This is a genomic window from Streptomyces tatrensis (assembly GCF_049310065.1).
Taxonomy (GTDB): Bacteria; Actinomycetota; Actinomycetes; order Streptomycetales; family Streptomycetaceae; genus Streptomyces.
Map to the genome: position 1 here is coordinate 3523201 of NZ_JBMDLB010000011.1, position 26323 is coordinate 3549523.

21 protein-coding genes are annotated in these 26323 nt (G+C 71.9%); 8 read left to right on the forward strand and 13 right to left on the reverse strand.

Features of this window, described 5'->3' with window-relative positions; translation table 11 throughout:
* Window positions 1-29 precede the first annotated feature (29 nt).
* The 3 genes from ACODT5_RS31705 to ACODT5_RS31715 form a co-directional block, all read right to left on the reverse strand.
* Window positions 30-1499 (reverse strand): S28 family serine protease, encoded by a 1470-nt coding sequence (locus tag ACODT5_RS31705; RefSeq protein WP_422522564.1) that lies wholly within the window; start codon window positions 1497-1499, stop codon window positions 30-32.
* Between the two features lie 84 nt (window positions 1500-1583).
* Window positions 1584-1997 carry a hypothetical protein gene (locus ACODT5_RS31710; protein ID WP_422522565.1) on the reverse strand — a complete coding sequence of 138 codons (414 nt, stop codon included), beginning with the start codon at window positions 1995-1997 and terminating at the stop codon, window positions 1584-1586.
* Between the two features lie 130 nt (window positions 1998-2127).
* Entirely contained in the window at window positions 2128-3711 is a 1584-nt protein-coding gene (locus ACODT5_RS31715; protein WP_422522566.1) for an aldehyde dehydrogenase family protein, read from the reverse strand.
* Window positions 3712-3809: 98 nt separating this feature from the next.
* On the opposite strand from ACODT5_RS31715, the gene ACODT5_RS31720 reads away from it, so the two are divergent.
* On the forward strand, window positions 3810-4364 hold the full coding sequence (locus ACODT5_RS31720; RefSeq protein WP_422522567.1) for an EF-hand domain-containing protein: 555 nt from the start codon (window positions 3810-3812) through the stop codon (window positions 4362-4364).
* 24 nt (window positions 4365-4388) lie between these two features.
* Here ACODT5_RS31720 and ACODT5_RS31725 read toward each other — a convergent pair whose 3' ends face one another.
* Together ACODT5_RS31725 and ACODT5_RS31730 are read right to left on the reverse strand one after the other, a co-directional pair.
* Window positions 4389-8255 (reverse strand): ABC transporter ATP-binding protein, encoded by a 3867-nt coding sequence (locus ACODT5_RS31725; RefSeq protein ID WP_422522568.1) that lies wholly within the window; start codon window positions 8253-8255, stop codon window positions 4389-4391.
* A 72-nt stretch (window positions 8256-8327) separates the two neighbouring features.
* A complete protein-coding gene (locus ACODT5_RS31730) occupies window positions 8328-9092 on the reverse strand; it encodes a GntR family transcriptional regulator (protein ID WP_422525100.1) in 765 nt (254 codons plus the stop codon).
* A 164-nt stretch (window positions 9093-9256) separates the two neighbouring features.
* Between ACODT5_RS31730 and ACODT5_RS31735 the strand changes: the two genes are divergently transcribed.
* Window positions 9257-9664: an ATP-binding protein gene (locus tag ACODT5_RS31735; protein WP_422522569.1), complete on the forward strand. Its 408-nt coding sequence runs from the start codon at window positions 9257-9259 to the stop codon at window positions 9662-9664.
* Here ACODT5_RS31735 and ACODT5_RS31740 read toward each other — a convergent pair.
* The 6 genes from ACODT5_RS31740 to speB all read right to left on the reverse strand — a co-directional run bounded on the left by ACODT5_RS31740 (window position 9654) and on the right by speB (window position 16378).
* Window positions 9654-10337 carry a hypothetical protein gene (locus tag ACODT5_RS31740; RefSeq protein ID WP_422522570.1) on the reverse strand — a complete coding sequence of 228 codons (684 nt, stop codon included), beginning with the start codon at window positions 10335-10337 and terminating at the stop codon, window positions 9654-9656. The genes ACODT5_RS31735 and ACODT5_RS31740 overlap by 11 nt on opposite strands.
* Before the next feature lie 84 nt (window positions 10338-10421).
* On the reverse strand, window positions 10422-11105 hold the full coding sequence (locus ACODT5_RS31745) for a hypothetical protein (RefSeq protein ID WP_422522571.1): 684 nt from the start codon (window positions 11103-11105) through the stop codon (window positions 10422-10424).
* On the reverse strand, window positions 11074-13230 hold the full coding sequence (locus ACODT5_RS31750; protein WP_422522572.1) for a hypothetical protein: 2157 nt from the start codon (window positions 13228-13230) through the stop codon (window positions 11074-11076). Before ACODT5_RS31750 ends, ACODT5_RS31745 begins: the two co-directional genes overlap by 32 nt.
* A 16-nt stretch (window positions 13231-13246) precedes the next feature.
* The gene (locus ACODT5_RS31755; protein WP_422522573.1) at window positions 13247-13621 is read right to left on the reverse strand and encodes a hypothetical protein; all 375 of its coding nucleotides are present in this window, start codon (window positions 13619-13621) and stop codon (window positions 13247-13249) included.
* Between the two features lie 82 nt (window positions 13622-13703).
* Complete coding sequence (locus tag ACODT5_RS31760; protein ID WP_422522574.1) at window positions 13704-15371, reverse strand: thiamine pyrophosphate-binding protein; 1668 nt, start codon at window positions 15369-15371, stop codon at window positions 13704-13706.
* A 38-nt stretch (window positions 15372-15409) separates the two neighbouring features.
* Complete coding sequence (speB, locus tag ACODT5_RS31765) at window positions 15410-16378, reverse strand: agmatinase (RefSeq protein WP_422522575.1); 969 nt, start codon at window positions 16376-16378, stop codon at window positions 15410-15412.
* A 97-nt stretch (window positions 16379-16475) separates the two neighbouring features.
* Between speB and ACODT5_RS31770 the strand changes: the two genes are divergently transcribed.
* The 5 genes from ACODT5_RS31770 to ACODT5_RS31790 all read left to right on the forward strand — a co-directional run bounded on the left by ACODT5_RS31770 (window position 16476) and on the right by ACODT5_RS31790 (window position 22526).
* Window positions 16476-18743 (forward strand): helix-turn-helix domain-containing protein, encoded by a 2268-nt coding sequence (locus ACODT5_RS31770; protein WP_422522576.1) that lies wholly within the window; start codon window positions 16476-16478, stop codon window positions 18741-18743.
* A gap of 206 nt (window positions 18744-18949) precedes the next feature.
* The gene (locus ACODT5_RS31775) at window positions 18950-19324 is read left to right on the forward strand and encodes an MmpS family transport accessory protein (RefSeq protein WP_422522577.1); all 375 of its coding nucleotides are present in this window, start codon (window positions 18950-18952) and stop codon (window positions 19322-19324) included.
* A gap of 140 nt (window positions 19325-19464) precedes the next feature.
* Window positions 19465-20622 (forward strand): acyl-CoA dehydrogenase family protein, encoded by a 1158-nt coding sequence (locus ACODT5_RS31780; RefSeq protein ID WP_385369043.1) that lies wholly within the window; start codon window positions 19465-19467, stop codon window positions 20620-20622.
* A 17-nt stretch (window positions 20623-20639) separates the two neighbouring features.
* Window positions 20640-21518 (forward strand): acyl-CoA thioesterase II, encoded by an 879-nt coding sequence (gene tesB / locus ACODT5_RS31785; protein ID WP_422522578.1) that lies wholly within the window; start codon window positions 20640-20642, stop codon window positions 21516-21518.
* 45 nt (window positions 21519-21563) lie between these two features.
* Complete coding sequence (locus tag ACODT5_RS31790; protein ID WP_422525101.1) at window positions 21564-22526, forward strand: cation diffusion facilitator family transporter; 963 nt, start codon at window positions 21564-21566, stop codon at window positions 22524-22526.
* A 625-nt stretch (window positions 22527-23151) separates the two neighbouring features.
* Here ACODT5_RS31790 and ACODT5_RS31795 read toward each other — a convergent pair.
* The gene (locus ACODT5_RS31795; RefSeq protein ID WP_422522579.1) at window positions 23152-23949 is read right to left on the reverse strand and encodes a phosphatase; all 798 of its coding nucleotides are present in this window, start codon (window positions 23947-23949) and stop codon (window positions 23152-23154) included.
* A 65-nt stretch (window positions 23950-24014) separates the two neighbouring features.
* A complete protein-coding gene (locus ACODT5_RS31800) occupies window positions 24015-24593 on the reverse strand; it encodes an SACE_7040 family transcriptional regulator (protein WP_422522580.1) in 579 nt (192 codons plus the stop codon).
* Window positions 24594-24702: 109 nt separating this feature from the next.
* On the opposite strand from ACODT5_RS31800, the gene ACODT5_RS31805 reads away from it, so the two are divergent.
* The gene (locus ACODT5_RS31805) at window positions 24703-26319 is read left to right on the forward strand and encodes a carboxyl transferase domain-containing protein (protein ID WP_422522581.1); all 1617 of its coding nucleotides are present in this window, start codon (window positions 24703-24705) and stop codon (window positions 26317-26319) included.
* The last annotated feature ends 4 nt before the right edge of the window (window positions 26320-26323 follow it).

Below are 26323 nucleotides of genomic sequence, written 5' to 3' on the forward strand. Positions count from 1 at the left end.
CCCGTACCCCTCCCGCGGCCCCCCGGGTCCTACGGGCGCAGCATCGGCTCGCGCTCGATGTCGCGCTGGTCGAGCTGCGCGTCCGGCTTGGCCAGCGGTGCGACCTTCGCCGCGCCGGTGGGCGAGGCGGCGGGGGCGACTCCGGCCCACTGCAGGATCTTCGCGGTGGCCAGCGCCTTCTCGCCCTCCGTGAGCTTGGCGACGTTGGCCCCGTGGTTGGCGCCGGGAGCGATCATCACGTAGCTGTCGCGGGCCCCGTAGCCGAGGTGGAACGGTTCGGCACCCCACGGGTCGTTCTGCCCGTTGACGAAGAGCATCTGGTTCGCGTTGTTCTTCACCCAGGTGTCGATGTCCCGCATGGCCGACGGCTGGAAGGTCATCGGGATGTCGCGGGGCACGAAGTTGCGCGGCGGCTGGTAGCCGTAGCGGCTCAGGTCACCGAGGTGGGGCTGCTTGATGTCGGGGGAACCGAGCTGGGTGCCCGCCTGGTAGTAGTACGGGGTGTACGTCTCCAGGCCCTGGTCGGCGTAGGCCGAGAAGCCGGAGATCGAGTCGATCGTGTCCCAGATCTCCTGGTCGGTCGCGGTGGCGGCGGCCGGGATGGTGGAGCAGTCGGCGAGCAGGCTGTACTGCCAGAAGGCCCACACGTAGTCGAGCACGACGGCCTCGTAGGCCTTGTCGAGGTTGCCGACGGTGGTGAAGGTCCAGCCGTTCTCGGCGGCGGCGGCCGCGTACTTGGCCTCCAGCGGGATCCGGCGCACGAGCGCCTCGCGCTGCACCGCGTTCAGCCGGTCGCGGCACTCCTTGGTGCCGACCTTGGCGAAGAACCGGTCGTAGGCCGAGTCCTCCTTGTTCACCACGTCGTTGGGGGCGACGTACGCGACGACGCCGTCCATGTCGCGCGGGTAGAAGCGCTCGAAGTAGGTGGCGGTCATGCCGCCCTTGCTGCCGCCCGTGGCCAGCCAGTTCTTCTTGTAGACCTTCTTCAGCGCGGTGAAGACGCGGTGCTGGTCACTGGCGGCCTGCCAGATGTCGAGGTTCGCCCAGTTGGCCGGGTCGGGGCGGGACGGGGTGAAGAAACGGTACTCCAGCGACACCTGGTTGCCGTCGACTATGGTCGTCGGCTCGCTGCGGCGCGGGTTGGTGTTGACGTTGTAGCCGGAGGTGAAGAACACCGTGGGCCGCGTGACGTCCTTGTGCAGCAGGGTCAGGCGCTGCTTGAAGGTGCCCTTCCACGGCGCGCGGTGGTCGACCGGCTGCTCGTAGTTCAGTACGAAGAAGCGGTAGCCGGGGTACGGCTTCTCCTCGATCAGGGTCATCCCCGGGACCGCGAGGATCCGGTCCTTGATGTCTTCCGTGGCGGCCTTGGCATCCGTGGCGGTGGCATCCGTGACGGCGGACGGTTCCGCGGCGGTGGCCGCTTGCGCCGTGGTGCCGGCCGCACCCGCGGTGCCGATCAGCACCACGAGCGACAGCAGCCATCCGAGCTTCTTGCGCATTCACACTCCCCATGAGTTCACATCGGTCGCCGTGAACCTAGCCGGGGGAACGTGCGGCTGAACAGACCTAGTTGGGCCGCTCCATCAGCAAAGGATCCAGCCGGAAGCCACGGATCCGGCTCCCACGCTCCCCTTTACATACACGCAGCGGTTGATCGCGTGGACGCTGACGGGCCCGGCGTACCGGGTGAACTGCCCCGCGTCGCGCACCGGGTAGCCGCCGCGCGGCTGGATGCTCACCGACATCGACCGCCGCTGACCGGGCTCCCGGGCGACCGCCACCGCGCAGGCCCGGTCGCGGCTCTTGTACACGCGCACCTCCCCCGTGGAGAACGGCAGCGTCCGCACCAGGTTCCCCGCGCACCCACCGGTCGCCGCGTACGCCGGCTGCGCCGTCAGCAGTGCGGCCGCGCCCAGCCACAGCGAGACCGTGGCCACCACCGCGCGGGCGGCCCATCGCCCGTTCCGGTTCCGCGCCTTCAACACCCTGTCCCCCATCGGTCGTACGTACAACGTGCGTACGTTCGTACGACGCCTGACCTCCTCGAATGGTTGCGTGGAACAAGGATTCAGCCCGCGGAGCCCGGCAGACTGGTCATTCTGTCCGGTTCGCCCCGTAAACCGACCCCTACACCGCCCCGTGGTCGAAGACCGCCTCCCGCGGCCGGACCAGAGTGGCGACGGCGATCGACTGGAGGTGCGTGGTGCGCACGGCGGGCAGGTTGGCCTCGCCGAAGATTCCGCCCGTCGCTCCCGTGCCTCCGTTGTACGGGATGCCCGGCAGGCAGCCGATGTGCGAATCGTTGACCTTCAGCATGCCGCCGTTGACCACCTCCTCGCAGAACCGCTCGACGACCCGCTCGTCCTGGGTCCACAGGGAGTTGCGCAGCCCGTAGCGGTTGGCGTTGAGGAAGGCGATCGCCTCCTCCAGCCGGACCGGCGCCTCGGGCACGACCACGCACAGCAGCGGGAAGAAGGTCTCCTCGCGGAAGGCGCGCAGCCGGGCGGCCCCGGCCAGCCCGTCCACCCGGACGACCGCCGGGCGGATGAACGGCCCCGCCGCCGCCGGCTCGTCGTCCACGTCCACGAACTCGCCGCCGCACAAGAGCTCCCCGCCGGCCGCCAGCACCTCGCCGAGGACCTCGGTGAACTCCGCCCGCTTGACCACCGGGCTCAGCACCGTGCGCGGATCCTCCGGCGGTCCGGGCCGGATCTCCCGCACCTGCTCCACCAGCTCCTTCAGCAGCCGGTCGGCCACCTCGGGGTGGACGATGGCGAACTTCGGGGTCATGCAGATCTGCCCGGAGCCGTAGTACCGCTCGCACAGGGCCCGCGCCGCGAGATCGGTCTCGGCGTCGTGCCACACCAGCACCCCGTCGTTGCCCGACAGTTCGAGTACGGGCTTCTTCCCCGCGGCCACGCACTCCCGCTCCAGCTTGAGCCCCTGCTCGGAGCCGCCGAAGAAGACCAGGTCGTCGCAGTCGGGGCTGTCCAGCCACTGGCGCACCACGGCGCGGGCGTGGGTGCAGAGCACGTTCAGGGTGCCGGGCGGGGCGCCGAGCCGTTCCAGGAGCGGGGCCACGATCTCCCGGTAGACGAAGCCGACGCCCAGCGGGGCGGTGGGCGGCGCGTTGACGACCAGGCTGTTGCCCGCGGCGAGCGCCATCACCCCGTAGAAGGAGTTCGAGGTCGGGGCGTTGCGCGGCGGGCTGAGGCACACCACCCCGTCCGGCTTGCGCACCATGCGGGTCCGGCGGCCGGCCGCGGTCCGCTCGGGCTCCCGCAGCCGCCCGGCGAAGTCGGCGACGGAGTCCGGGTGGAAGGAGGCGGCCACGGAGTCCAGCTCCCAGCCGGCGAGCCGTACCGGATGACCCTCGGCGACCAGCAGGCCCGTCAGCTCCTCGCGCCGCTCGACCACGGCCCGGTGGATGCCGTGCAGCAGCTCCAGCCGGTCGGCGAGCGGGACCCGCGCCCATCCCGGCTGGGCCGCGCGGGCGGCGGCCAGGGCGCGCAGGCCCTGCTCGGGGGTGGACATGGCGACGCGGCCGGCCAGCAGCCGGTCGTCGTACGGCAGGTCCTCGCCGCGCTCCAGCCGGGCCTTGAGCCCGAGCACCTCGTACGGCTCGCGCAGGAGTTGACCCACCCGCGGCCAGTAGATCCATCGGGTGCCGGGCTCCTCGGCGCCGTTGACCCATACCTCGTAAGAGTGCATCCACAACTTCCTAGCGGGATAACGGGAGTTCGTGATCACGAGGAGATTACGCTAGGTGAGCGAGAGACCTCGCACCGTAGCCGTGAAAGGCACTTGAAATGACGAACGACCTTCTCGACCGCAAGCTGGACCGCGCCTTCGCCCACCTCGACGTCAACGAGGACCAGGTGATCGACGAGCACGACATCATCGGGCTCGGTTCCCGCCTGCTGTCGGCCCTCGGCGAGCCGGCGACCTCGCCCAAGGCGACCCAGATGATGGGCGGGCTGGTCGACTTCTGGCAGGAGCTCTTCACCGAGCTCGACATGGACCGGGACGGGAAGGTCACGCCGGAGGAGTACAAGCAGGGCATGACCCGCCTCTTCCAGGACGACCGCGCGGCGTACGACAAGTCGTTCCGGCCGATGGCCCACGCGATGCTCCTGGTCGTCGACAAGGACGACGACGGCCGGATCAGCCCCGAGGAGTTCCAGAAGGCCCAGACGGCCTTCGACACGAAGCTGAGCAAGGCGGACACGGACGCGCTCTTCGCCCGGATCGACGCCGACCACGACGGGTTCCTGTCCGTGGACGAACTCCTCGGCGCGGTGCGGGAGTACTACACCGGCACCGAGGAGGACGCCCCGGGCAACCTGCTCTTCGGCGAGCTCTAGCCCCTTGCTCCGCTAGGAGACGCCCTACGCGGCGGCCGGCTCGTCCTCGCCCACGAAGGTGCGCCACAGCTCGGCGTACCGGCCGCCGCGGGCCAGCAGTTCGGCGTGGGTACCGTCCTCCGCGACCCGGCCGCGGTCCATGACCACGACCCGGTCGGCGCGCGCGGCGGTGGTCAGCCGGTGCGCCACGACCAGGGTGGTGCGCTTGCCCGCGAGCCGGTCGGTGGCCTGGTTGACCAGGGCCTCGGTGGCCAGGTCGAGGGCGGCGGTGGCCTCGTCGAGCAGCAGCACGTCGGGGTCGACGAGCTCGGCGCGGGCCAGCGCGATCAGCTGGCGCTGGCCGGCCGAGAGGTTGCGGCCGCGCTCGGTGACGGTGTGCAGGTAGCCGCCGTCCAGCGTGGCGATCATGGCGTGGGCGCCGACCGCGTGGGCGGCGGCCTCCACCTCCGAGTCGCTCGCCCCGGGCCGCCCGTAGGCGATGGCGTCGCGGACGGTCCCCGGGAAGAGGTACGGCTCCTGGGGGACGACGCCGAGGCGGTGGCGGTAGCCCGTCAGGTCCAGCTCGCGCAGGTCCACCCCGTCGGCGGTGACCCGGCCGGAGGTCGGATCGTAGAACCGGGCCACCATCTTGACCAGCGTGGACTTGCCGGCTCCGGTCTCCCCGACGAAGGCGACGGTCTGCCCGGCAGGGATGCGCAGGCTGATCCCGGTGAGCGCGGGCTCCTTCTCCCCGCGCTCCTCGGCCGTGCCGTACGAGAAGTCGACCCCCTCGAAGGCGATCTCGCCGCGCAGTTCGGGGACCGGGCGGGGGTCGGCCGGGCGGGGGGTGCTGGTGGGCTCGCGCAGCAGGCCCTGGATCCGGCCGAGGGAGACGGTGGCCTGCTGGTAGCCGTCGAAGACCTGGGAGAGCTGCTGGACGGGGGCGAAGAACAGGTCGATGTAGAGCAGGTACGCGACCAGCGCGCCGGTGGTGAGCGTGCCGGCCTCCACCCGCCCGGCGCCGACGATCAGCACGGCTGCGGCCGCCCCGGAGGACAGCAGCTGCACGAAGGGGAAGTAGACCGAGATCAGCCACTGGCCGCGGACCCGGGCCTCACGGTACGAGTCGCTGCGCTCGGCGAACCGGACGGCGCCGGCCCGCTGGCGGCGGAAGGCCTGGACGATGCGCAGTCCGGCCACGGACTCCTGGAGGTCGGCGTTGACCAGGCCGACCCGGTCGCGGGCGAGCTCGTAGGCGGCCACGGACTTCCGGCGGAAGAAGACGGTGCCGATGATCAGCAGGGGCAGCGTGGCGAAGACGATCAGCGCCAGCTCCACGTCCAGGACGAGCAGGGCGACGAGGATGCCGAAGAAGGTGAGGACGGACACGACGGCGGTGACGAGCCCGGTCTGCAGGAAGCTGGACAGGGCGTCCACGTCGGTGGTCATCCGGGTCATGATCTTGCCGGTGAGCTCGCGCTCGTAGTAGTCGAGGCCGAGGCGCTGGAGCTGGGCGAAGATCTTGACGCGCAGGGCGTAGAGCACGCGCTCGCCGGTGCGGCCGGTCATCCGGGTCTCGGCGAACTGCGCGGCCCACTGGGCCAGGACCACGCCGAGCGCGAGGAGGGACGCCGCCCAGACGGCGCCGAGGGCGGCCGCCTCCACGCCCTGGTCGATGCCGTGGCGGATCAGGATGGGCAGGAGCAGTCCGGAGCCCGCGTCGAGGGCGACGAGGCCGAGGGAGATGGCGAGCGGGGCCCAGAAGCCGCGCAGCAGGCGGCCGAGGTTGTAGCTGTCCTCGGCGGACGCGGCGCGGGTCTCGTCCACGTCGGGGGTGTCGTCGGCGGGCGGCAGCGCGGCCACCTGCGCGAGCAGTTCGGGGGTGGCGGACATCCCCGCGGCGGCGGTGGTCTTCTCCTCTTCCTCCTCCTGGCGCTGCCAGAGCTCGGGGGTGATCCCGCCGGCCACCCGGCGCTTGGCGTTGACGGGCTCGGAGTCGATCTCGGCTTCGAGCTCGATGTCCCGCTCGATGTCCCGCTCGATGTCCCGCTCGAACTCCTCCATCACGGGCGCCTCGGGCGTCCGCGGGGAGCCGGCGCCCAGCGCGTCGGGGTCGGTGAGCAGCCGCCGGTACAGGGCGGAGCGGCGCTCCAGCTCCTCGTGCGTACCGACGTCGGAGAGCCGCCCGTGGTCCAGTACGGCGATCCGGTCGGCGAGCGCGAGCGTGGAGCGGCGGTGCGCGATGAGCAGGGTGGTGCGGCCGGCCATGACGGCGCGCAGCGCCTCGTGGATCTCGTGCTCGACGCGGGCGTCGACCGCGGAGGTGGCGTCGTCGAGGAGCAGCAGGCGGGGGTCGGTGAGGATGGCGCGGGCGAGCGCGATGCGCTGGCGCTGGCCGCCGGAGAGGGTCAGGCCCTGCTCGCCGACCGTGGTGTCGTAACCGGCGGGGAGCGCCTCGATGAAGCCCTCGGCCTGGGCGGCGCGGGCGGCGGCCCGGATCTGGTCCTCGGTGGCGCCGGGGTGTCCGTAGGCGATGTTGGAGCGGATGGTGTCGGAGAAGAGGAACGAGTCCTCCGGCACGAGCCCGATGGCATCGCGCAGGGAGTCGTAGGTCAGCTCACGCACGTCGTGGCCGCCGACGCGGACGGCGCCGCGGTCGGCGTCGTAGAAGCGCGGCAGCAGCAGCGAAACGGTGGACTTCCCGCTGCCCGAGGAACCGACGAGGGCGACGGTCTCCCCCTCGGCGATCGACAGGCTGAACCCGTCGAGCACGGGCCGCTCGGGGTCGTACCCGAAGCGCACGTCGTCGAACTCGACGGTGGCGGGCGCGTCGGAGGGAAGCTCCTGCTTCCCCTCCTGGATCACCGGCTCGGTGTCGATAAGCTCGAAGACGCGCTCCACGCCGGCGCGGGCCTGCTGGCCGACGGTGAGGACCATGGCGAGCATGCGGACGGGGCCGACGAGCTGGGCGAGGTAGGTGGAGAAGGCGACGAAGGTGCCGAGGGTGACCTGCCCCCTGGTGGCCATCCAGCCGCCGAGGGCCAGCATGGCGACCTGGCCGAGGGCCGGTACGGCTTGCAGCGCCGGGGTGTAGCGGGAGTTCATCCGGATCCCGCGCATCCGCCCGGCGAACAGCCGGCGGCCGGCTTCGCGGAGCTTGCCGGTCTCCTGCTCCTCCTGGCCGAAGCCCTTGACGACGCGGACGCCGGTGACGGCCCCGTCGACGACGGTGGCGACGGCGGCGGCCTGGCTCTGGGCGTACCAGGTGGCGGGGAAGAGCTTCTTGCGGCTGCGCTTGGCGATGAACCACAGGGCGGGGGCCATGAGCAGCGCGACGACGGTCAGCAGCGGCGAGAGCCACAGCATGATCCCGAGGGATATCCCGAAGAGCAGGAAGTTGCCGATGGTCATGGGCAGCATGAAGAGCAGCCCTTGGATCAGCTGGAGGTCGGTGGTCGCCCGCCCCACGACCTGCCCGGTGGACAGCTCGTCCTGGCGGCGGCCGTCGAGCCGGGCGATGGTGGCGTACATGTCGGTGCGCAGGTCGTGCTGCACGTCGAGGGCGAGCCGCCCGCCGTAGTACCTGCGGATGTAGGTCATCACGTACACCAGGACCGCGGCGCCGATGAGCATCAGCGCCCAGGGCGTCATGGGCTTGCTGTGGTCGCCGATGACGTCGTCGAGGATCACCTTGGTGACGAGCGGGACGAGCGCCATGACGGCCATGCCGCCGAGCGAGGATCCGAGGGCCAGCAGCACGTTGGCCTTGTACCGCCAGGTGTAGGCGGCGAGCCGCCTCCCCCACCCCTGTTTGCTTCCAGCCGCCGATTCCGCCGTCGCCGTAGCCACGTACTGCCTCCCCGTTCGTCCTGCCCTACCGGAAGCGCCAACGCTCCGACCGGCGGATTTCATCCCGCCGCAACAATTCGAACTGGGTTGCGCGGGTTCCGCGCGCGGTGCTGGTCCTACGGGGTCTACGGAGCCCTACGGTGCGTCGAACTCGTACTCCAATACATAGGCGGAGGCATCGAGCACCATCTCGTTGACCTCGACCACCCGCCCGCCACCGTCGAAGGCGGTACGCACGACCAGCACCACGGGCGTCCCGGCGGCCAGCCCGAGGCTCACGGCCTCCTCGGCGCCGGGCATCCGCGAGCGGACCTCCTCACGGAACCGGGCCGGCTTGTGACCGAGCTCGGCGAGGCGCGCGTAGATCCCGCCGGGACCGCTGTCGGGCTCGGCGACGGGCGTACCCGCCACGAGGGCGGCGTCGAGGTAGGAGGTCGCGAACATGACGGGCTTCCCGTCGAGCAGGAACCTGCGCCGCCGCACACAGGCGAGCGAGCCGTCGGCAAGCCCGAGCACGGCGGCGACGGGTCCGGGGGCGGGCTCTTCGGTGACCCCGATGAAGTCGACGACGGGTTCCCGCCCCTTGCCGTCCGCCGCCCAGATGGAGCCGCCCGTACCCCACACCTCGACGGCCAGCCGCTGGATGCCGCGCCGCCGGATCCCGACGCGGAACTCGCGCACGTAGACCCCGGCACCCTTGCGCGCTTCGGTCAGCCCCTCGGCCTGGAGGACTCCGAATGCCTGCCGTGCCGTCATCCGGGCGACCCCGTACGTGGCCATGAGGTCGCTCTCACCAGGCAGCCGGTCACCTGGCCCGTACTCGCCGGAGGCGATGGCGTCCTTCAGCGCGGCGGCGATGCGCAGGTACTTGGGCTGCCGTGCGGAGCCGTCGTTCGGCATGCGGTCCTCCCCGATCATCTCCCGACAGCCTAGGGGCGCATCAGGGCACCGGAGGCCGTCCGCCCGCGCAACACTCGCCAGCAATGAACATATCTAGATATCCCTTGACGGGTGATCGGACCCTCGCTTCACTATTCCTAGGTATCTAGATAGGTGAGGCCCCCATGACGCTGTCTTCTGCCGACGAAATGCTCTGGATCGTGCCCCGCAGTCCCCGCGCTCCGGGGCGCGCCCGCGCGCTACTGCGCGAACAGGCCACCGCGTGGGGCATCGGAACGACGCCCGCCGAGGCGGCGGAGCTACTGCTCTCCGAGCTGGTCACCAACGCCGTACGGCACTCGCGCGCGCCGCAGGGCCGGGACATCGGCATCCGGCTCGCCCGCTACGACGGGCTGCTGCGCGTGGAGGTCGCCGACGCGGGCCCCGCCGTGAAGCTCACGCCACAGGTGGTGGCGGACACGGACGAGCGGGGCCGCGGCCTCGCGATCATCGCCACCCTGGCGGAACGCTGGGGCAGCTGCCCCCGGCGGCACGGCATCGGCAAGGCGATCTGGGCCGAGGTCAGGGAGTAGAGACCGGCTTCACCACGGGCGCCTGCGCCAACGGCTTGTTCTCGCAGCCCAGCGCTTCGGTGATCCGGCGGGCCATCAGATAGGTGAGGGCCGTCTGCCGGTCTCTGGCCGCCTGGTCCATGTCCTCGCGCGGGATGTTGACCGTGAAGGAGCCGCTCGCCTTGAGCCACACCTTGTCCGACAGCGGTCGGAGATCTCCCGGCAGGTCGCACGGAACGTACAGCCTGGACGCGATGTCACTGGTTTCGCCGGACGTGCCGTTCACGTCGAAGGGAAGACCCCCGGGCAGGGGCGGTTCCTTCGGTGCGTCACGCGGGGCCCAGTTCGCCTCGAACCGCACCCGTTGCGACTTCGCCTGCTGCGAAGGGACGTAGGCGCACACCGTGCGAGCACCGGTGTCCTTGCCCTGCGCCCTGCCACGCAGGTCCTCCGTCAGGTCGGCCGCCCGCTCAGCGCTGGTTCCGTACGCCTCGGTCCGGTATTCGCCAGGACCGGTGATCTGGCGGAGCGCAGCCCCCTCGGGGGAGTCCTCGACCACATCGCACAGGTGACCGGCCTCGGACTCCTGAGGCTCCCCGGAACACGCAGAGGCCGCGAGGACGCACGCGAGGACAACCACCGATCGCCGCACGACCTTGCCGGCCTCACTGCCGGAGGTGCGACTGCCCAGCATCCCGACTACCGCCTGAGCCGCCGCTCCCGCTGCCCTTCGCCTCTCTGAACTGACCACTTCCCGCGATTCCTTCTGCTTGCGTCGTCAGGGAGTAGGGAGCGGCTTGACCACGGGCGCCTGCTCCAGCGGCTTGTTCTCGCAGCCGAGGGCTTCGGTGACGCGGCGGGCCATGAAGTAGGTGAGGGTCGTCTGCCGGTCCCGGTCCGCCTGGACCATATCCGTCCGAGGAGTGCTGATTCCGAAGGAGCCTTCCACTGACAGCACGGCCGCGTCGGACAGGCTCCGGAGGTCGCCGGGCATGTCGCAGCGCACGCGCAGCAGCGATCCGACGTCGTTGGCCCTGCCGACGGCCCCATTTGCCTCGAAGGGCACACTGCCCTCCGGGGTCCCTTCCCGGTGGCTATGCGGCTGCCAGCGGACCTGCAACCGCACCCGGCCCGTGTCCTTCCGTTGCGTGGGCACGTACCCGCACACGAGCCACGGCGACGTCTCGTCGTCGGACGGCATCGTCCGCAGGTCCCCCTTGAGGCGGTCCACCAGGCGCTCGGTGGTGGTGCTGATCTGTGTGTCGAATTCGTCGGACCTGACGATCTGCCGCAGGAGATCCCGCTCGTCCGAGGGATCGGCAATCTCGCAGAGGTGGTCAGGACGGGACTCGGCATCCTGCGCGGAACACCCGGAAGCCGCTAGCAAGCACGCAAGCGCGACCACCGACCACTTGGCTGCCCTGCCCACGTCACGACGACTTGAGGTGCGCATGCGCAGCATTCCGTCCGTCGTCATAACCGCCGCCCGCCCTGTCCCTCGCGTTGGTGAATCCACCATCCTCCGTCCCCATCTCCCTCTGGACGCGCCACTGCTCGTAGAGCTTGTTGAGGTCGTCGCTCCCCTGGCCGTAGTTGCGACTGGAGTCCTGCTTCCCCTGGTCCTCGGCCTCGTTCGTTATGTCCTGGACCCAGTCGTACTTGACCGCGTCGATCAGGGATCCGCCCAGAGTGCCCACGATCGGAATCTCGCCGATGAGGGCGTTCCCTGCCGCTGACGAGTATTCGGCGGTGCTCTCCGCCCAGTCGGCCCTGTCGTCTTCCTTGTCCTTGTAGACGTCCGCGCCGATTCCGTTGAGGGCACCTTGTGCCGTGCCGATCTCGTAACTCCTGTGGTCCCAGTTCGCGCTCGACCCGTGCACGGGATCCCCGTCGAAGGCCGGTGCGGTCGCCAGCCGCTCCGCCGAATACGCCCGCTCCGCCTCGTAGATCAGCGCGAACGCCGGGCCGTCGTCCGCGATGCCCCGCACCACGCGGACCAGGCTGCCCTGGCCGACCGCGATGTGGGACTGATCGCCCGACCCGGAGATCGAGTCGCTGCCCCCGGAGCCGCCCAGGCTCGACTCCTGGCCGCCGAAGATGAGGTGGGTGTCCGCGACGTAGTCGACCAGCGCCTTCGCCATCGGCTGGCGCAGGCCCTCCAGGTCCTTCGGGAACTCGTCGCCGCCCATTTCCTTGTCCAGGAGGCGGACCGCGTCGTGCATCACGCGGGCCTGGCCCTCCGTGTGCGGGCCGGGCGGGCCGAGCTTCTCGCCGTCCACGTGGCCCGTGGCCGCCGCCTGGATGGCCGCGCCGAGGCCGGTTGTTTTGTCGCCCTGGATTTCGATCGGCTGGCCCACGCCCGTCGAGATCCAGGGGTCCGGCATGTCGCGGTCGGTCAGGAGGTACTTCAGGTGCTCGTTCTTGTTCCCGGGGGCCTCGGGGTCGAGGAAGTGCGTTGCCGCGTCCGGGTCCTTGGCCATGATGCCCAGGAGGCCGTCCAGGGGGTCCGTGACCAGGTTCGGGCGCTGGGAGTCGTAGGCGTGGTCGTACATGTGGGGCTTCGACTTCTCGGCCTCGATCATGCCGTCGCCGAGGTCGTTCAGGAACTGCTTGCCGTAGCCGTCGCCGCGCTGCATCACGGTGACGAGGGACTGGTAGCCGTACGTCGGGCGCAGGCCGTCGGCGACCAGGGCCGGGCCCTGCTCCTTGAGGCCCGCCATGAAGGGCTTGTAGGCGTAGCTGTCCGGGTCCTTCGTGCCCGAGGCGATCGTTCCCGCGAGGCCCGTGCTGATGGACTCGTAGAGCTTCTTGTCCGCCGCCGAGGCGCCGCGTTCGCTGGACGCCAGGACGAGCTGGTCGGCCAGGTGGACCGTGTCCTTCGCGCCCAGCGCGTGCAGGTACGCCTCACCGAAGTGGCTGTCCTTCGCGTTCTGGCGGAGGAGCTCGTCGTAGTGCTTGAGGTCGTCCGGGGAGGCGTCGCCCGACTGGATCTTCTGGGTGAGGGCCAGGGCCTCCACCGCCTCCACGTCGCCGACGGCCCGGGAGTTGAAGCCGAAGGGGGAAGTGCCGTCGGCTCCGGAGGCGTTGAGGAGGGCGATGCGTACGTCCTCGTCGAACTCCGTGACGGCTTTGACGGTGTCCGCGATGCGCTGCGTCCAGGACCGTTCGATCTCCGGGAGGTCGGGGTCGTGGCGGATCGCGTTCACGGAGGCGGGGTCGGCCTTGCTGAAGTCGTAGCTCGCGATGCCGGCGTCCGAGACCTTCATGCCGGCCTTCACCGCGTCCGCGACGGCGGAGGTCACCCGGCCCTTGAGGTCCGTGAAGCGGGCGTGCGCGTCGCGGAGCAGCGACTCCATGGCCAGCGCCTGCGTCTGCGCCGCGTCGAACTCCCGGCGGGTGATGGCGGCGTTGTTGCTCGCCGTCTGGGCGCTGCTGCCCATCCAGCCGGATCCGGCGGAGACGCTCTGGACTTCCTTCTCGTAGACGTCCTCGAGCGTCTTGAACTGCGTCGCCATCGACTTCCAGCCGTCGGCGGCGGTGACCAGCGCCCCGAGGTCGGTGGTGACGATCTCCTGGTAGTTCGGCATCGTGTGTCCGTCTCCCCTACAGGCCAGAGAGCTTGGACGTGACCGGCTGGAAGCCCTGGCCCGTCAGCTGGTCGTTGCCGGTGAAGAGGTTCGAGGCGCCGCGCAGGGCCGTCTTCTCCGAGTTCAGGCGTCCCATCAGGCGCTTGACCTGGTCGTCCCAGTGCGTGTGGGCCTTCGTCAGGCCGGTCGCCGTCTCCCAGCCCGCGAAGGCCTTGACCGCAGTGGTCGTCGGCTCGTCGGCGGCGTCCGCCGCCTTCGTCGTGCCGGGCTGGAGGACGTTCTCGATGGTGTCGGCCGCCTTCTTCTTCTCGGGCGGGGCCGTCCCCAGGACTCCGGTGCCCGGCGCGGGCGTGGACTGCCTCTGCTGGGCCCATTGCTGCTCGAACGACACCGCTCCCCCAAGGATTTGCGACCGGGACCGGCCCGGGCCGACCGGAATGACCGGTACCAACCTAACCCGGGCCTCGGATCACTCAGACGTGGGTGGGGGCGAACATCTTCAGCTTGGCCGGAAGTAGCACGAGCGAAGGGCCCGGAGTCTTCAGGGACTTGGCCAGGTCCTCGCGGAGGGACTCCGGGGTCGTCGTGGTCGCCGGGACTCCGAAGGAGGCCGCCAGCGCCACGAAGTCGGGGCCGGTCAGGGCCGTGCCCGTCTCGCAGCCGTACTCGCGCAGGATGCCGTAGCCGCCGTCGTCCACGATCAGCCAGGTGACGTCCAGGTCGTGCTGGCGGGCGGTGGCCAGGTCGGCGATCGAGTACATCGCGCCGCCGTCGCCGGAGACGGCCAGGACCGGGGTGTCCGGCTCGGCGACGGCCGCGCCGAGGGCGGCCGGGAAGGCGTAGCCGAGGCCGCCCGCGCCCTGCGCCGAGTGCATGGTGTTGGGGTGCTTGGCGTCGAAGGCCGACCAGGCCCAGTAGGACAGGATCGTCATGTCCCAGAAGGACGGGGAGCGGGGCGGGAGGGCCTGTCGGATCGAGGTCAGGAGCTGCTGCTCCAGGGTCAGGTCCTGGGTGGCGAGGCGGGCCGCGACGTCGGCGAGGAGCAGGGCGACGCGCTCGGGGGCCTGCGGGTCGGGGCGCTCGGCGACCGTTTCGAGGAGTGCCTGCAGGGCGAGGCGGGCGTCCGCGTGGATGCCGAGGCCCGCGTGGTTGGACTCCAGCTTGCCGAGGTCCGCCTCGATCTGGACGACCCGGCCCTCCGGGAAGAACGTGTGGTAGTTCGAGGACAGTTCGCCCAGGCCCGAGCCGACCACCAGCAGGACGTCGGCGTCCTCCAGGAAGTCCGTCATGTGCCGGTCCTCCAGCCAGGACTGGAGGGAGAGCGGATGGGTCCAGGGGAAGGCGCCCTTGCCGCCGAAGGTGGTGACGACGGGGGCGTTCAGCCGTTCCGCGAGCTGCTTCAGCTTGCCCGCCGCGTCCGAGCGGATCACCCCGCCGCCCGCGATGATCACCGGGCGCTCGGCGTTCTCCAGCCAGTGCGCCGCCAGAGCGGTGAGCTCCGGGCGCGGGGCCAGCTCGTGCGGGGTCGCGTCCATGCCCGTGACCTGCGGGACGACGGTTTCCGCGCGCAGGACGTCCTCCGGGATCTCCACCCACACCGGCCCGTGCGGGGCGGTCAGCGCCGATTCCCAGGCCTCGGCGATCACGGACGGGATCTGGGAGGGGGTCCGGGCGGTGTGCACGGACTTGACCACGTCCCGGAAGGAGGCCGACTGGTCGCGCAGCTCGTGCAGGTGGCCGCGCCGTCCGCCGCCCAGGCCCGGGGTCGGGACCTGCGAGGAGATCGCCAGGACGGGCGCGGACGCCGCCGCCGCCTCGGCCAGGGCGGGGAGCGCCATGAGCGCTCCCGGGCCCGTGGACAGGAGGAGCGGTGCCGCCTCGCCGGTCATCCGGCCGTACGCGTCGGCGGCGAACCCGGCGTTGTTCTCCGTACGGAGTCCGACCAGGCGCAGGTCGGAGCGGCCGACGGCGTCGAAGAGGCCCAGCGCGTGCTGGCCGGGCAGCCCGAAGACGGTGGTCGCGCCGAGCGAGCGGAGCGTCTCCACGACCAGGTCCCCGCCCGTGCGCCCCGGCGGGGGCGCGAGCGCCGCCGCCTTCTGGGCTTCGGTGGGACGGAGTACCAGGTCGTGGTCGTGCGTCACGCTCTTAGTTGCCCTTCGCCTTCGCCGCGTTGCTGTGCTTACTGCCCCTGCCGGGCGGCAGAGATCTGGCGGCTCATGATCGTGGTCAGCTCGTACGCGGTGTGCGAGGCCGCGACCGAGGTGATCTCCGCGTGATCGTACGCCGGGGCGACCTCGACGACGTCCGCCGAGACCAGGTTGCAGGAGGAAAGGCCGCGGATGATCTCCAGCAGCTCGCGGGAGGTCATGCCGCCCGCCTCCGGGGTGCCCGTACCGGGGGCGTGCGCCGGGTCGAGCACGTCGATGTCGATGGAGATGTAGAGCGGGCGGTCGCCGATGCGCTGGCGCAGCTGGTCGGCGACCTCGTCGGCGCCGCGGCGGTAGACGTCGGCCGAGGTGACGATGCCGAAGCCCATCTTGGCGTCGTCGTCCAGGTCCTGCTTGCCGTACAGCGGGCCGCGGGTGCCGACGTGGGACAGGGCCTCGGTGTCGAGGATGCCCTCCTCGACGGCGCGGCGGAACGGGGTGCCGTGCGTGTACTCGGCGCCGAAGTACGTGTCCCAGGTGTCCAGGTGGGCGTCGAAGTGGAGCAGCGCGACCGGGCCGTGCTTCTTCGCCACCGAGCGGAGCAGGGGCAGCGCGATGGTGTGGTCGCCGCCGAGGGTCATCAGGCGGGAGCCGTTGCCGATCAGCTCGTCGGCGGCGGCCTCGATCGTGTCGACGGCCTCGTTGATGTTGAAGGGGTTCGCGGCGATGTCGCCGGCGTCGGCGACCTGGGCGAGCGCGAACGGGGAGGCGTCCTGCGCCGGGTTGTACGGGCGCAGCAGGCGGGAGGCCTCGCGGATGGCGTTGCCGCCGAAGCGGGCGCCGGGGCGGTACGAGACACCGGAGTCGAACGGCACGCCCACGACGGCCACGTCGGCCTTGCCGCCGACCTCGTCCAGGCGGGGCAGCCGGGCGAAGGTCGCGGGGCCCGCGTAGCGCGGGATGCGGGAGGAGTCGACGGGGCCGCGCGGCTGCGTGCTCATGAGGGGGCCTTCCGGGGAGGTGTGCGGTGCGGTCCTTCGAGCGTAAACGGACACCCCGGAGCCGCGAAGTGTACGTTTCATCCACCAGAGTCCCCCGATGTGTACGGAGTATCCACTCGTGGAAGCCCCTCCCACCCCGCCGGTCGCGCTCGCCCGGCTGCTCGCCGACCACGAGCTGGGGCTGCGCCACCTCGCCGGACCCGCCGAGGCCGAGCTGCACGGGGTGCACGCCTCCGAGATGGCGGACCCGTCCCCGTACCTGCTCGGCGGCGAACTCCTCCTGACGGCGGGGGCGGGCCTCGCGGTGGCCTGGCCGGCTGGGGGGACGGAACACGGCGCGGGCAGCCACGAGGAGCCCGCGGGGACGGCGGACGTCGGTCCGGCGGGAGCCGGGCCCGCCGACGTGCGCCCCGGCCACGGGGGCGCGGGGCACGCGGACAACGGCCGTGCCCACACCGAGTGGGCCGGCGCGGAGCCGGCCGACACCGGGCGCGGGGGTGCCGGGCACCTGGACGGCGGGGACACAAGTGCCGTGCACGCGGCGGGCGAGCTGATCGACGCCGGTCCGTACGTCGCGCGGCTGGTCCGGGCCGGGGTCGGAGCCGTCGGGTTCGGGGTGACCCCGGTGCACGAGACCGTGCCCAGGGCCCTGATCGAGGCCTGCGAGCGGTACGGGCTGCCCCTGGTCGAGGTGCCGCCCGGGACCCCGTTCACCGCGGTCGGCCGGAGCGTCTGGCGGCTGATGGCACGGGCCCGGACCGCCGAGCTCCGCCGGGTGACCGAAGCCCAGCAGTCCCTGGCGGCGGCCGCCGCCCGCCCGGACCCGGTCCCGGCGGTCCTACGCCGACTCGCGGCAACCCTGGGCGGCTGGGCCGGCCTCCTCCCCACCACCCGGCCGGACGCCCCGACAGCCACCACGCCGGGGCCCTCGGGGACAGGACCCGCAGCAGCGGGATCCGAGCCGGCACCCACCGCCGGGGCGGGGGCCGATCGGCCCGCACCCACTGGGGCAGGAGTCGGGCCCGCACCCACCAGTACAGGGGCCGGGACCGCACGCACCGGGGCAGGCACCGATCGGCCGACACCCATCGGGGCAGGGACCGGGCCTGCGCCCACCGGACCAGCGACCGGGACCACAGCCACAGGAGCAAGCACCATTCGACCCGCTTCCACCGGGGCAGGGACCGGGCCCGCACCCGTGCCCACCAGGGCAGGCACCACTCGACCCGCACCCCTCGATGCAGGGGCCGGGGCCGCGCCCACCGCGCCGGAGGGCCCGGACGCCCGTCAGGAGCAGGGCCTCGGGGCGGGCGCCGCCGGGGCGGAACCCGGGCCGATGCCCGCAGGACCGGCGGGACCTTCTGGACCGGCGGGAAAGGTGGGACCGGCGGGCCTTTCCGGCCCGGGCGGCACCGCCGCCTCCGGGGCCTCCGGGGCCTCCGGGGCCTCCGCCGGAACGGCGCCCGACCCCGAGGCGCTCGCCGTGCTCACCGAACTCGCCCGGCGGGTCGCACCCGGCTCCGCCGTCACCGCCACGGCGGCCCACGGCGGGCTCCACCTCAGCGTCCACTCCCTCGGCGCCGGGCGGGCCCTCGCCCTCGCGACCCCGACGCGAGCGCCCGGGGACCACACCATCGCCTCGGTCGCGGCCGTCCTCCTGACGCTGCTCACCGCCCACCGCCCCGCCGGGGCGGAGGCAGCCCTGACCCGGCTGCTGCTCGACGGGGATCCGGGGACGGCGCTCGGCCCCGGGCCCTGGTACGCCGTCCACGCCCGCGGCACCGGGGACCCGCAGGCCCTGGCGGCCGCGCTGGGCACCGTACTGCTGGACCCGCGCGGGGACTCCGTACAAGGGGATCCCGTCCGCGACGACTCCGTACGCGCAGGCTCCGCGCATGCAGCCTCCGCACGCGCAGGCTCCGTACGCCTGCTCACCGACCGCGAGCCCACCCCGCAGCCCGGCTGGCGGCTCGGGGTGAGCGCCGCGGCCGAGCCCGGAGGCCTGCCCGTCGCCGACGCGCAGGCCGGGCGGGCCCTGGAACGCGCCGAGGCGGCCCGCACCCCGCTGGCCCGGCACCGGGACCCCGGCCTCGCGGGCCTGGTCGGCGCGGCCGAGGCCCGGGCCCACGCCGAGGCCCTGCTCGCCCCCCTCTCCCCCGCACTCCGGGAGACCCTGCGCGCCTGGCTGGCCCACCACGGCAGCTGGGACCGCAGCGCGGCCGCCCTGGGCATCCACCGCAACACCGTCCGCCAGCGCATCACCCGCACCGCCGACCTGCTGCGCGGGGCCGACCTGGACGATCCGGACACCCGGATGGAGCTGTGGTTCGCACTGCGCCACACCGACGGCGCGGACGGCCCGTAGGCCGTGTCGCGGTGCGCCAGGGACGGGGTGACGCTGAGGACATGAACCGCCCGGACACCCCCGCAGAACCCTCGGACCCCCATCAATGGGGACCGCGCCCACCCCGGCACCCACCCCGGCAGCCGTACGCGGACCCAACCTCGCACCCGTACCCGTACCCGTACCCGTACCCCCCACCACCCCGGAGGCGCCGCCGCTGGCCGTGGGTGCTCCTAGGCCTGCTCCTCCTCCTACTCGGCGGTTGCGCCGCCCTCTTCGCCGTCTTCGTCAACGAGGTGTCCGAGGAGGCCGCGCGGCCCGCCCGGATCACGTACGCGGCCACCGGCACCGCCTCCGGCGTGGTCGCCATCACCTATTCGACCTGGCGCGACGGAAACCTCTCCACCAGCCAGGTCGGCGACCCGACCCTGCCCTGGACCAAGGAGATCACCACGAAGGGCTTCGTGAAGGGCGGCTCCCTCGCCGTCACCCTCGGCCCCGACGGCGGCACCGCCACCTGCTCGGTGACGGTGGACGACGACCCGCCGGTCACGGCGACGGCCACCGGCCCCTTCGCCTCCGCCATCTGCGACGGCTTCTGACCGGCTTCCGGCCCGACGTGCCGGACCTCACTACCGACGTGCCGGACCTCACTCTGGACAGCGCGACCAACTCGCCGGTAACTTAATCTGAGCAAGCGCTTAGATTGGGCGGCGGACTGCCGCGACGAAGGGAGTCGGCCGTGCGCCGTACGGTGTTCAACGAGGACCACGAGGCGTTCCGCGAGACCATCCGCGCCTTCATCGAGGCCGAGGTCGTCCCGGTCTACGACGAGTGGTTCGCGGCCGGTCAGGCCCCGCGCGAGTTCTACTACAAGCTCGGCGAGCTGGGCATCTTCGGGATCAACGTCCCCGAGGAGTTCGGCGGCGCCGGCCTGGACACCCACAAGTTCGAGGCCGTCCTCTACGAGGAGACCTCCCGCGCGGGCGTCAACTTCGGCGGCTCCGGCGTGCACGTGCTGCTCGCCCTCCCGTACATCAAGATGCTGGCCGACATCGAGCAGAAGAAGCGCTTCCTGCCGAAGTTCGTCTCCGGCGAGGAGATGTGGGCCCTGGCGATGACCGAGCCCGGCACCGGCTCCGACGTCGCGGGCATGAAGACCACCGCCAAGCTCTCCGAGGACGGCACGCACTACGTCCTCAACGGCTCCAAGACCTTCATCACGGGCGGCGTGCACGCCGACCGCGTGATCGTCTGCGCCCGCACCTCCGCCCCCAGCGAGGACGACCGCCGCTTCGGCATCTCCCTCTTCGCCGTGGACACCAAGTCCGAGGGCTACTCCATCGGCCGCAAGCTCGACAAGCTCGGCCTGCGCACCTCCGACACCGCCGAGCTGGCGTTCGTCGACGTGAAGGTCCCGGTCGAGGACCTGCTCGGCGAGGAGAACAAGGGCTTCTACTACCTCGGCGCCAACCTGCCGTCCGAGCGCTGGGGCATCGCCTTCGGCGCCTACGCGCAGGCCAAGGCCGCCGTCCGGTTCGCCAAGGAGTACGTGCAGGACCGCACCGTCTTCGGCAAGCCGGTCGCGCACTTCCAGAACACCAAGTTCGAACTGGCCTCCTGCCAGGCCGAGGTGGACGCCGCCGAAGCCGTCGCCGACCGCGCCCTGGAGGCCCTGGACGCCGGTGAGCTCACCGCCGCCGAGGCCGCTTCCGCGAAGCTGTTCTGCACCGAGGTCGCGCACCGCGTCATCGACAAGTGCCTCCAGCTGCACGGCGGCTACGGCTACATGAACGAGTACCCGATCGCCCGCCTGTACGCCGACAACCGCGTGAACCGCATCTACGGCGGCACCAGCGAGGTCATGAAGTCCATCATCGCCAAGTCGATGGGCCTGTAGGCATCTAGCCTTCCCCCATGAACGAGGCCCTCACGACTCTCCTCGACCTGCTCGACCTCGAGCAGATCGAGGAGAACATCTTCCGCGGTACCAGCCGTTCCGCGCTGGTACCGCGGGTCTTCGGCGGCCAGGTCGCGGCCCAGGCCCTGGTGGCGGCGGGCCGGACCGTCCCCGAGGACCGCACCGCGCACTCGCTGCACTCGTACTTCCTGCGCGCCGGCGACCCCGGCGCGCCCATCGTGTACTCGGTCGACCGGATCCGCGACGGACGCTCCTTCACCACGCGCCGCGTCGTCGCCGTCCAGCACGGCCAGCCGATCTTCCACCTCTCCGCGTCCTTCCAGACGTACGAGGAGGGCCTCGACCACCAGGCCGCGATGCCCGACGCCCCCGATCCGGAGACCCTCCCGACGGCCGCCGAATCCCTCCCCCTCTACCGGGAGGTGTTCCGCAACCCGGGCACGGTGGAACGGCTCATCGAGGCGCGCGGCGCGGTGGACCTGCGGTACGCGACGGTCCCGCCCTGGGGCAGCGTCGGCGAACCGGTCGAACCGCGCTCGCAGGTGTGGTTCCGTACCGCCGGCAAGCTGGAGAGCGCCGACCCGCTCCTGCACACCTGCCTGGCCACCTACGTCTCGGACATGACCCTGCTCGACTCGGTGCTGCTCGCGCACGGGAAGGGCGGATGGGCGGTGGGCGACGTGGTCGGCGCATCACTCGACCACGCGATGTGGTTCCACCGGCCGTTCCGCGCCGACGAATGGCTGCTGTACGACCAGGAGTCGCCCTCGGCGGCCGCCGGCCGGGGCCTCGGCCAGGCCCGGATCTGGACCCAGGACGGCAGGCTCGCCGTGACGGTCATCCAGGAGGGCGTGGTGCGCGTCCCGCGCGCGTAGTACGGCCGTCCGACGTAACGTCACACCATGTCCAGCAGCGATGCGATGGTGAACGGAAGCGGAACCGGCGACCAGGGCGAGGGCCCGGGTGAGAACGAGAGCGTGGGCACGGTCATCGTCGCCGTCGTCACGAACCTCGGCATCGCCGCGGCCAAGGCCGTGGGCGGGATCGTGAGCGGATCGAGCGCGATGCTCTCCGAAGCGGCGCACTCGGTGGCCGACACGGTGACCGAGGTGATGCTCCTGGCCTCCCTCAAGCGGAGCGCGAAGCCGGCGGACGAGGCGCACCCGCTGGGCTACGGGCCGGAGCGGTACATCTGGGCACTCCTGGCATCGATCGCCACCTTCGTCGGCGGCGCGGTGTTCGCCATCTACGACGGCATCCACACGCTGGTCCACGGCGAGGACCCCGGCAATCCGACCCTCTCCTACATCATCCTGGCCGTGGCCGCCGTCCTGGAGGGCTACTCCCTCCTGGTCGCCTGGCGGCAGGTCAAGGGCGAGGCGGCGCGGATGCGGGCGCCGCTGGGCCTGTACGTGAAACACACCCCGGACACGGCCGTGAAGGCCGTCCTCCTGGAGAACGTGGCCGCCCTGATCGGGCTGGCGCTGGCCGCCGGCGGCCTGCTGGGGGCGCAGCTCACGGGGTCGGGCGCGTACGACGGGGTGGCCTCGCTCCTCATCGGGCTGCTGCTGGTGTGGGTGGCGTGGGAGCTGGGGCGCTCGAACGCGCAGTACCTGATCGGGCGGCCGCTGCCGGAGGCGATGCGGGCGGAGGTCCGGGAGGAGCTGCTGTCCGTGCTGCACATCGAGGGCGTCCTCGAACTGACGACGATCGTGCAGGGGCCGTCGGAGGTGCTGATCGCAGCGAAGGTCGACTTCCACGATCTGGCGTCTGCTGCGCAGGTGGAGGCGGCGTGCGAGGTCGCGGAGGCGCAGCTCCGGGACCGCTTCCCGGCGATCCGCCGGGTCTACCTGGACCCGACTCCTACTCCTTCTCCTTCTTAACGCCGAGCTCGCACCGCTGCGGGGGCTTCACCCGGCTGCGCCGGACTCCGTCCGTCGGTGGCCGGGCGGGGCTGCCGCCACCGCCGTCCCGGGGCGGCCCTGCGGGGCGAAGTCCCCGACCCGCCCTTCCACCGTTCCCAGGGCGGCCCTGACCCGGTCCTCAAACGCCGGACAGGCTGAAGGGAACGGGGCACCGGGCTGCGCCCGGACCCCTGGGGCTCCGCCCCAGACCCCGGTCCTCAAACGCCGGACGGCTAAAAAGACAAACCCCGGCCGGGAGGGAACACTCGGCCCCCGGGCAGGACTGGACGTTCCCCCCAGTCGGGGTCGGACGTTCCCCCCGGCCGCGGCCGGAGGCTCGGCGGGGTCGGGGACGGGGGCGGGGTGGGGTGTCGGACTGGACGTAAAGCGTGATTTGTGGCGCACAAGAAGCCCGCCACTCTCAAAGCCGAACACAGGGCGCCTAAATCATGCAGTCCAGGCCGACACCCCACCCCGCCCCCGGCACCGACCCCCACCCGCAGCCACCGAGCCCCAGCAACCCCCCAGCCCCGCCGGCGTTTGAGGCGCAGGGGTCCGGGGACCGGTCCCCTGCAGCGGCGCCGCACCAGGCGACCCGTCAGGGCTACAGCAGGCCCGCCCCCGCAAGCAGGTACGCGACCATCGGGTCGTAGAAGCGGGGGTCCCGGACGTGGTCGTCCAGGGGGACCGCCACCTGGAGGGTGCCTTCGGCCTCGGCCAGGAACAGCGCCGGGTCGTTGCAGTCGGCGTAGCCCACCGCGTCCAGCCCGCGCTGCGCCGCACACCCCGCCCAGCCGTGGTCGGCGACGACCAGGTCGGGCTGAGGGCGGCCATGGGCCGCCAGCGCGTCCAGGATCGCCGCCATCGGCTCCGGGGAGTGGGTGTGCCACAGCGTCGCCCCCCGCTCCAGCACCGCGACGTCCGCGAACTGCCACACCGAGCCCTCGTCGGCGACGAGCCCCGGCGGGATCACCACGATCTCGCAGCCCGCCGCGCGCAACGCGTCGGCGGTGGCCCGGTGCACGTCCAGCAGCCCGCCCGGGTGCCCCGTGGCCAGCAGCACGCTCTGCCGGTCCAGCGCGGCCTTGCGCAGCCGCGCGGCCATCCGGTCCAGGGCGGACACCGTCAGTTCGGGGTCGATGGTGTCCTGGCCGACGCGGTGCGCGGGGTCGTCCACGACCCCGCACCGCTCCGCCATCACCGCGAGCACGTCCTGCTCGTCCGTCCAGCGGTCGCCCAGCTCCAGGCCCAGCCAGTAGTGCCGGTCGCCGTTGGCGAGCTTGCGGTAGTGGGAGAGGTTGTTGTCGCGCGGCGTCGCCACGTCCCCCGCGATCCGCGTGCGGACCAGGTGGTCGATGAGTTCGGCTCGGCTGGGCACAGGCTTCTCTATCGGCTTCGGCATGCGGCCCATTCTGCCGCCGAGCACCCGGAGCCGTCCCGTCCATCCCGACCTGCGGACGCGGCCGGTCATCCCGACAGCGCCCCGAAGGCCCCGTTCGCGAGCCGCCGCAGCAGCGACTCCGTCGCGTCCCGGCCGAGCGCGGCCAGGTGGGGGGTGGAGTTCAGCAGCCCGAAGACCGCGTGTACGGAGACGCGTACCTCCGCCTCGCCCACCTCGGGGTGCAGCTCCCGTACGACGTCGACCCACAGCTCGACGTACTGGCGCTGCAGCTGCCGTACGAGCTTGCGGTCGGCCTCGCGCAGCCGGTCCAGCTCCCGGTCGTGGAGGGTGATCAGCGCCCGGTCGTCGAGCGCGAAGTCGATGTGGCCGTCGATCAGCGAGGCCAGTACGCCGGACGGGTCACCGGCCGCCTCCTCCACGCGATGGCGGCCGCCCGTGAGCAGCCGTTCGCTGATGCCGACGAGCAGTTCGGCGAGCATCGCGTCCTTGCCCGCGAAGTGCCGGTACAGGCCGGGGCCGCTGATGCCCACCGCGGCCCCTATCTCGTCCACGCCCACGCCGTGGAAACCGCGCTCGGCGAAGAGGCGCGCAGCCTCGCCGAGGATCTGCTCGCGCCGGGTCGGGGCGGCTGCTCTGGTGCTCATGGGAATCCATTCTAGACAGGGCCGTTAGCGGTCGTTAACCTAAGTCCCACATGCGTTAACGCTCATTAACCGAATGAACCGGAGCGCACCGAGCAAGGGAGCTCGACCGATGCAGCAGGCACCAGCGCTGACGAGCGCCGCCGACCCGGCGTCCGATGCCTGGCGGGCCAACGAGGCCGCCCACCGCGAGCTCTCCGAGGGCCTGCGGGCCCGCCTGGAGGCGGCCCGGCTCGGCGGCGGGGAGAAGGCCCGCGCCCGCCACACCGCCCGCGGGAAGCTGCTGCCGCGCGACCGCGTGGACGCCCTCCTCGACCCCGGGTCCCCCTTCCTGGAGCTGGCCCCGCTGGCCGCCGAGGGCATGTACGGGGGCGCGGCCCCGGCCGCCGGGGTGATCGCCGGCATCGGCCGGGTCAGCGGCCGCGAGTGCGTGATCGTCGCGAACGACGCCACCGTCAAGGGCGGCACGTACTACCCGATGACCGTGAAGAAGCACCTGCGCGCCCAGGAGGTGGCCCTGGAGAACCGTCTCCCCTGCCTCTACCTGGTCGACTCGGGCGGCGCCTTCCTGCCCATGCAGGACGAAGTCTTCCCCGACCGGGACCACTTCGGCCGCATCTTCTACAACCAGGCCCGCATGTCGGGGGCCGGCATCCCGCAGATCGCCGCCGTCCTCGGCTCCTGCACGGCGGGCGGCGCGTACGTACCGGCCATGAGCGACGAGGCCGTCATCGTCCGCGGCCAGGGCACGATCTTCCTCGGCGGCCCGCCGCTGGTGAAGGCCGCCACCGGAGAGGTGGTCACGGCCGAGGAGCTCGGCGGCGGCGAGGTCCACTCCCGGATCTCCGGGGTCACCGACCACCTCGCGGAGGACGACGCCCACGCGCTGCGGATCGTACGGAACATCGTGGCGACCCTGCCCGAGCGCCAGGCCCTGCCCTGGTCGGTCGAGGCTCCCGAGGAGCCCAAGGTGGACCCGTACGGGCTGTACGGCGCGGTGCCGGTCGACTCCCGCACCCCGTACGACGCCCGCGAGATCATCGCCCGGATCGTGGACGGCTCCCGATTCCAGGAGTTCAAGGCGGAGTTCGGGCAGACCCTGGTCACCGGCTTCGCCCGGATCCACGGCCACCCGGTCGGGATCGTCGCCAACAACGGCATCCTGTTCTCCGAATCGGCCCAGAAGGGCGCGCACTTCATCGAGCTGTGCGACCAGCGCGGCATCCCGCTCCTCTTCCTCCAGAACATCTCCGGCTTCATGGTCGGCCGGGACTACGAAGCGGGCGGCATCGCCAAGCACGGCGCCAAGATGGTCACGGCCGTGGCCTGCACCCGGGTCCCCAAGCTCACGGTGGTGGTCGGCGGCTCGTACGGCGCGGGCAACTACTCGATGTGCGGGCGGGCGTACAGCCCCCGCTTCCTGTGGATGTGGCCCAACGCCAAGATCTCCGTGATGGGCGGCGAGCAGGCGGCCTCCGTCCTGGCGACGGTCAAGCGCGACCAGATCGAGGGCGCGGGCCAGGAGTGGCCGGCCGAGGACGAGGAGGCCTTCAAGGCCCCGGTCCGGGCGCAGTACGAGGAACAGGGCAACGCCTACTACGCCACGGCGCGGCTGTGGGACGACGGGGTCATCGACCCGATGGAGACCCGGCAGGTGCTGGGACTGGCCCTGACCGCGTGCGCGAACGCTCCCCTGAGCGACTCGGGCTTCGGCATCTTCCGTATGTGACGTG